The following is a 7,001-nucleotide window of genomic DNA, read 5'->3' on the forward strand; positions in this document are numbered from 1 at the left end:
GTGTGGTCGCCGATGGTCTGCTACCGGCCCGGGTGGCGGCCACGGCTGCTCTACCGGGCCCGGATCTGGCGTGGTCGTCCCGGGGAGCGCAAGGGCATCGGCTGGGGGTCGCCGTAGTACTCGCGAAAAATCGGGCGGATATGCCTGTGGCCTGTGGTGACGCCGCCTTACGCCCGGCGTGGCGGGCTGGAGAGCGCCTCGGTGGCCTGGTGCACGGCGGCCAGGCCGGGTTTGACGTAGCGCTGGACGGAGCGCAGTGACGTGTGCCCGGTCTTCGCCATGATCACGTTGGCGGAGGTGTTGGCGTCGCCGAGGTGGGTGGCCGCGCTGTGGCGGCGCTGGTGGAGGCGTAGTCCGTCACCGTGCTGGCCGAGCAGGGTCCGGGCGCGGTCGTAGCCGAGCCGGGCCCGGCCGGTGTCGGGGCACAGGTCGCGTCGGTCGGTGGTCGCGCGGCGGTGTGGGCCGGGCCGGTGGTCGGAGAGGAACAGTGGGCCGCGGGTCCGGCCGGCGATGAGCCGGGGTAGCAGGTGGGCGGTGTCGGTGCCCCAGGTGATCCACATGGTGTCGCCGCCCTTGACGACGACTCGGGCTTGTTTGTTGGGCAGGTCGAGGTCCTCGATGTTGAGCGCGAGGACGGCGGAGGCTCTGCTGGCGGACTCGTAGAGCATCCGCCACAGCGTCTTCTCTCGTAGGGGGACGTCGCGGCGTCGGCAGAGCCGGTCGATCCGGGACCGGGCCACGGCCTTGGTGTCGTCCGCGGGTTCGCGGCGCCGTTCGGCGGCCGCCGGCACCGTCGGGGTGGTCCAGTGCCGCCGGCTGGCGCACCAGCCCAGCCAGGAGCCGACCGCGGCGCGGTTGCGGTTCCAGGTCGCTGGTTTCGCTGCGGCCCACAACTCGGTCAGCGCGGCGCCGACCTCGTCGTCGGCGACGTCGGCGAGCGCCCGGTCCGGGCCGAGGAGCTCGGCGACTCGGTCGAGCACGTTCGTGTAGGCGCGCAGGGTGTGCGGGTTGTCCCGGATCGCCGGGGCGTCGAGGAAGGCGTCGATGGCGGCGCGCACCGTCGGCCCGCCCGCCGGGCCGGGTCCGGCCCGGCGGGCGTCGAGCTTCGTCACTGTCGCTGCCATCAACGCTCCCGCCACGGTCGAGCTACCGGATAACGCGCACGAGTCGCGTCCCGGCGGCCGCGCGGTTCGCGCTGGCCACCAGCCCCCGGTGTGGATCACCTTACCGGATAATGGTCCATTATCCGGTAGAGCGGCGGAGCGACGCGTCCAGCTGACGGATCAGTTCTCCGACCCGCCCGCCGCCGCGCGGGGCGACCGGGTAGCGCCGTAGTACGTCCACCACCACGGGACACGCGAGGATCCGCGCCTGCGCGAGGTGGTCGGCCCCGACGGTGGGATCGTCTCCGGCGGCGAGTTCGAGCGCTCGTGCGGCGTGAGCTGCCGCTCCGAGGATGTGCTTGACCTGAGTGGCGTGCGCCAGGGGATGAAGGAACGCCGCGCCGACCGCGTGGCCGGCCGCGCGCGCGGCGTCGCTCGCCGCGACCTGTCCCGCGTCGCGGGTCTCCTGAGCCGCCCGGTGCGCGGCCCACGCGCTGTCCCGCATCACCTGGGTCCGCTCGGCTCCCCGCGCGAACGCCCGCGCGGCGTCGAGCGCCGCTCGTGGGCGCCGATCGCCAGAGCGTTCACGTTCAAAGATCGCCAATGCGGGTTGTGCGCACGCCGCCGTGTAGCCGACGACCGCGCGGAGTTCGGACCGGTCGAGTTCGATCGTCGTGGAGTCCTCCGCCACGGCGTCATCCTCGCGCGCGGCGAGCCGGCCAGGGAGCACGGGGACATCCGCGCACCGGAAGCGGACCATCGCACCGGTCAGAACAAGGTGTCGCGCATCCGCAGTGGCCGGTACCCGGTCGGGCCGAGCTGTGCCAGCTCGCCCTCGATGTCCACCTCGATCGCGCCGAAGAAGTTGATGTTCTCGCTGTGCGTCGGGGAGATGTGCGTGAGTACCTCGTTGTCGATGTGCCGCCCGGTCGCGCGCAGCGAGTCCACCGCGAGCCCGTAGTACTCGGTCGTCCAGGTCACCACGGCGTTGGTGACCAGGGTCAGGCACCAGGCCTGTTCGGTCTGGGCTTCGAGGTGGCGGGCACGCACCGTGCCCTCGTGGGCGTAGAGCAGGTCCCGTTTCAGCGCGTGCAGTGACTCGCCCTTGTTGAGCTGGCGGGAGATCTTGCGCCGGTACGCCGGGTCGGACAGATAGCGGGCGGCGTAGATCGTGCGCCGCAGCGCCCCGTACTCCTTGAGCGCCGCCGCGAGGGCGTTCTGCCGGCCGGACGCCGAGAGCTTGCTGACCAGCAGCGAGGCGGTGGCGTGCCCGAACTTCAGCGACCCGGCCAGGCGCAGCAGGTCATCCCAGTGCCCGGCGATCAGATCGAGGTTGGCGCGCCGCGTCAGCAGCGGCCCCGCGAGCGGGAACGCCGTGCTCACCTCGGTTTTCGAGCCCGTCCGACAGAGGGCGATCTTCCCCAGGTCCCGGATGCGGGGTGAGAGCTGCAACCCCAGCAGGTCGAACAGGCCGAAGTTGACCAGCGTGACACCGTGCGTGTCGGTGGCGTGCTCGACGATCGGGATGTCGGTGGCGTTGCCGAGGATCTCGTCGAGCACGTAGTGCGCCTCGCGCCTGGTCGCGACGATGACCTTCGTGCCGTAGGTCGTGTGCTGGTCGGTCACATGCGTGTACGTCGACAGCCCCTCGTGGGCGAAGTACCTGCTCAAAGCCCTGGCGGTGACGGACTTGCCGCGGGTGGGGAACCGCTGCCCGTCGCTGGAGGACAGCGTGCCCGTGCCGAAGACCGAGGTCAGCGGCAGCTTCTGGTGGTAGCCGATGAGCGTCAGGTTCGCCGCGCGCAGCGTCTCCTCCCGCACGTACCACTCCGCGGTCCAGGCCAGGACGTCGTAGGAGATGCCGCAGGCGTCCGCCATCCGGGTCAGCCCAAGGTTGGTGGCCTGCGCGATCAGCACCGCGATCAGGTTCCGTTTCACCTCCGCGGTGCGGGTCTGCTTGCCACCCGCGTGAGTGAAGCAGTCCAGGAACCCGGTGCGCTGGTCCATCTCGATCAGCAGCGCCACGATCGGCGCGAACGGCAGCATCGCGGTCAGCTCGGCCTTGAGCGCCACCGCCTCGGCCGGGACGTCCTCCGCGGACAGCGGGGAGATCACCAGGTCACCCTCGGCGTCCAGGCGAACCGGGCCGCCGGCGGCGAGCGTCCGCTCCAGCTCACCCAGCGCCACGTGTAACTCGTCCTCGACCTCCGCCAGCCCCCGGGCGGCGTCGGCGGGTTTGCCGACCAGCCGGCAGAACTCCACCCGATGATCGGCCCACTTCTCCGGGGTGAGCAGGTAGGCGGCCGGGTCGGAGTAGCGGCGCGAGCCGGGCACGAACACATCCCCGGTGCGCAGCCCGTCGCGTAACGCCAGCAACGTGCACAGTTCCCAGTAGTGCCGGTAGGCGGTGACGTCGTCCGCCTTGATCGCGGTGTCCAGGTAGCCGCGCCAGCGAGCCGGAACGAAACCGCTCGGCGCGCCCCGCGGGACCTTACGGGCGCCGGTGGCGTTCAACTCACGCAGAATGTCCACCGCTGTGAGCAGGTCAGTCGCGGCGGTGCCGCCGGCGAACGTCACCGCCTCCAGGACCTGGGGGGTGAACCGCCGCAGGTACCCGTAGGAACCGTCCAACGCCGTGAGGTGCCCGTGATCGCGCGGCAGCGGTGGCAGGGCGGCGGCCCGCGCGGCCCGCAGCCGCTCCCACCCGACCTTCTCCCCGCGGATCAGCCCACCCACGTCCTCATCCGAGATCGCCGGGTCAGCGACGATAGCCAGGACCGCGTCCAGCAGCGCCTGACGCTCCTCGCCGGCCTTGCCACGCTCGACCAGCTCATCGCGCATCCTGTGCGCGGCCCCGCTCTCCCGCGCCGAGACCGCCTGATCGAACAGCTGCACGACCTCGTCCAACACATCCGTCACCGACTGCGCCACCACGGTCAGCAGGATCGGGTACCGACGCTCCGGCTCCCGCCGCGCCAACGCCTGCGCCGTCAGCCGGCGGCCCACCGCGGCCAGAAACCGCCGCCGCTCCGCCGGCAACACCGACAAGTCCAGGGCGTGCGCGCCCATCCCACGCAGGAACATCAACTTCGCGATCTCGGCCTTCACCGCCGCGGGCGACGCCTCCACCGGCCCCGTACCCAACCACCGCAGCCGGGTCATCCCGATCACCGGGTCGGTCACCAGCAGCCCGTCCAGCCCAGCGCGGCGCTCATCGGTGAACTCGTGCGCCAGCCGGTCGAACGTCTCCCGCCGCGCGACATCCCGGGCGTGCCCGACCCGCTTCACCACCGTCACCGGCCCCGGCCGGATCACCTTCGCCGAGATCAGATACTCACAGGCCAGCCGGAACAGCAACGTCGGCGAGTCGTGCTCCATCGCCCGCGCCAAAAGAAACTCGTCCAGCTCCTTCAGCTCCAGCGCGGTCGGCACCCGCCACCCCAGATACCGCGCAGCCAGCCGCAGATGATCCGTGCGTGTCTTGGCCCGCCGCCCGTACGAGCCGATCACATCCGGGTCGACGGCCAACCGCTCAGCCAGCCGCAGCACCGCCGCCCGCGGCGCCGACGTCACGTCGTCCGGCACAAACCCCAACCACGGCAACGTGCACAAGGCGACCGCAAGCCCCAGCCGGTCCGCTGGCCCTCGGCCCCGACCGGGATCGAGGAACGCCAGGTCCGCGGGAGTCAACGTGAAAAACCGGAAAAGATCCTCCCGGCCGATCTCCGGAAACCGACGCAGCCCCTCCAACTCCTCGTCCGCGAGCGTCGGAACGACCACCCAGCACCCTCCCGCCAAAACCCGAAGATCCCCTGGTCAGGAGCCTACTCACCCCATATCCGCCCGATTTTTCGCGAGTACTACGGCGACCCCTATTACGGCTCCTTCTACAAGTCGATGTTGTATCCCCTCCTGAAGTACCTCAACCGCAAGCTTGTTGCATGGGCGACGCGGAAGTACAAGCGGCTAAAACGCCGAGAGCGGCGGGCGACGGAATGGCTGCGCGAAATCGCGCGTCGGGAACCTGGCCTGTTCGCGCACTGGCAGTTCGGCGTTCTCCCCTGACCGCTGGGCAATGGGAGCCTGCTGCGCGGAGACGTGCACGGCAGGTTCTGCGAGCTGCGGCGGGTGAGATCCCCGCCGCCGACTCTCCCGGTAGTGCACTGTGTGACCGAGAAGCAGGCCCGGTATGTGCGGGCCAAGCTGGCGGAGCGAATGAGAGAGGTCGGGCTGCGCCTGCACCCCGACAAGACCAGGATCGTGTACTGCAGGGACGGAAACCGGCGTGAGGTCTACGGCAACACGTCGTTCACGTTCCTCGGCTACACGTTCCGGGCAAGAGGCGCCTGCAAAAAGGACGGGCAGATGTTCTCCAGCTTCCTGCCAGCGGCGAGCCGGGACGCCCTCAAGAAGATGGGGGGCGTGGTCCGCCGATGGCGGATCAACCTGCGCACGACCGAGGATATCACGGCGCTCGCGGAGTAGCTGAATCCGGTCGTCCGCGGCTGGATGAACTACTACGGGCAGTTCTACCGCTCCGAGCTGTATCGCTTACTGCAACGCATCAACACCTACCTAGTGCGATGGGCCAGGCGGAAGTTCAGACGTCTGAGGTCGTTCAAGAAGGCCAAACGATGGTGGAAGGGGCTAACTCGTAGACAGCCCCGCCTGTTCGCCCACTGGGCGTGGACCACCAGCTTCTGACGGACTGGGTGGGACGAGCGGAGTGACAGGAGACCATCACGCTCCGTTCTGTGGGGGCCCGGGGGTGAGATCCCCCCCGGGCTACCCGGCCGTCTTGGACGGGGCGATCGAGACGGTGCCGCATCTCGTGCTCGAGGCGCTCGACGGCCAGCCCCAACTACTCGGCAAGCCGCTGACAGGTTAACCGCGCCGCCATCACCTGCTGGTAGTGATCCGAGACGCCTTACGACCGAGGATCGGGATGCCGGGATGACCGACGAGCAGCATGTTCCAGCACGCAGGCCACGGCCGCGTCCACCAGCCGGGCCCGACTGGGCGCTACCCCGACGCCTCCCATAGAGCAACACTCTAGACGGACGGCCCGCGTGCCTACCGGGACTCTCCGTGCGGACGAGCTTCGGTAAGATCGCCCGGCATGGGCGCGAGCGTGGGAAACACGTTGATCTCCATCCCGCCGGGGCGGGTGACGCTGTCCGACCGGCGAACGCAGCGCAACTGGTCGGTCGAGCTCGCGCCGTACTGTCTCGCGGCGTTTCCGGTCACCCAGGAGCAGTACGCGGCGGTTGTCGGCCAGCGGCCGGGCTCGGCCCACGGGGACCGGTTGCCCGTCGAGGGGGTTTCCTGGTGGGACGCGGTCCGGTTCTGCAACGCCCTGTCCCACCGCGACGGGATGGCGCCCGCGTACCGTATCCAGGCCGACGGCGAGGGTGCCGACGGCGAGGGTGTCGAGTGGGACACCCGCGCCGAGGGGTACCGGCTGCCGACCGAGGCTGAGTGGGAGTACGCCGCCCGGGCCGGCACGAGCGGCCCGCGGTACGGGCCACTCGACGACATTGCCTGGTACCGCGGCAACTCCCACGGGCGAATCCACGACGTGGGCGGCAAACAGCCCAACTCCTGGGGCCTGTACGACATGCTGGGCAACGTGTGGGACTGGTGCTGGGACCTGTACGACACCGAGGTCTACGGCACCTATCGGGTGCTGCGGGGCGGTGGGTGGTTCGACGAGCACTGGAGCTGCCGGGCCTCCGTACGCCGCCGCGGCCACCCGGCCTTCCACCTCGACGACGTGGGGTTCCGCGTCGCGCGTTGCGCCGTGCCCTGACCCACGTCGCATCCGTGCTCATGCACCGGTCCGTGTTGCCCGCCGGACGAGAGCGATCCTGACCGGATAGGGCCTGATCAGGTGGTGCC

At 70.1% G+C, this 7,001-nt stretch carries 7 protein-coding genes; 4 read left to right on the forward strand and 3 right to left on the reverse strand.

Translation table 11 applies throughout. The annotated features are described in order from the left end of the window. Positions 1 to 167 precede the first annotated feature (167 nt). The 3 genes from AC08OP_RS16645 to AC08OP_RS16655 all read right to left on the reverse strand — a co-directional run bounded on the left by AC08OP_RS16645 (position 168) and on the right by AC08OP_RS16655 (position 4,883). The gene (locus AC08OP_RS16645) at positions 168 to 1,124 is read right to left on the reverse strand and encodes a tyrosine-type recombinase/integrase (RefSeq protein ID WP_476615038.1); all 957 of its coding nucleotides are present in this window, start codon (positions 1,122 to 1,124) and stop codon (positions 168 to 170) included. A 118-nt stretch (positions 1,125 to 1,242) separates the two neighbouring features. Next, positions 1,243 to 1,833, reverse strand: coding sequence for a putative immunity protein (locus AC08OP_RS16650; RefSeq protein ID WP_476615039.1), 591 nt, complete (start codon positions 1,831 to 1,833; stop codon positions 1,243 to 1,245). 38 nt (positions 1,834 to 1,871) lie between these two features. Further along, positions 1,872 to 4,883, reverse strand: a complete 3,012-nt coding sequence (locus AC08OP_RS16655; protein ID WP_476615040.1) for a Tn3 family transposase — start codon at positions 4,881 to 4,883, stop codon at positions 1,872 to 1,874. Between the two features lie 117 nt (positions 4,884 to 5,000). Between AC08OP_RS16655 and AC08OP_RS16660 the strand changes: the two genes are divergently transcribed. From AC08OP_RS16660 to AC08OP_RS16675, 4 genes are all read left to right on the forward strand, one after another. After that, positions 5,001 to 5,168, forward strand: a complete 168-nt coding sequence (locus tag AC08OP_RS16660) for a hypothetical protein (protein ID WP_476615041.1) — start codon at positions 5,001 to 5,003, stop codon at positions 5,166 to 5,168. 102 nt (positions 5,169 to 5,270) lie between these two features. After that, on the forward strand, positions 5,271 to 5,588 hold the full coding sequence (locus AC08OP_RS16665) for a hypothetical protein (protein ID WP_476615042.1): 318 nt from the start codon (positions 5,271 to 5,273) through the stop codon (positions 5,586 to 5,588). Next, positions 5,589 to 5,807: a group II intron maturase-specific domain-containing protein gene (locus tag AC08OP_RS16670; protein WP_476615044.1), complete on the forward strand. Its 219-nt coding sequence runs from the start codon at positions 5,589 to 5,591 to the stop codon at positions 5,805 to 5,807. Positions 5,808 to 6,222: 415 nt separating this feature from the next. After that, a complete protein-coding gene (locus AC08OP_RS16675; protein ID WP_476615043.1) occupies positions 6,223 to 6,912 on the forward strand; it encodes a formylglycine-generating enzyme family protein in 690 nt (229 codons plus the stop codon). The last annotated feature ends 89 nt before the right edge of the window (positions 6,913 to 7,001 follow it).

The sequence above is a fragment of the Frankia sp. CeRuru1 genome (assembly GCF_977966315.1).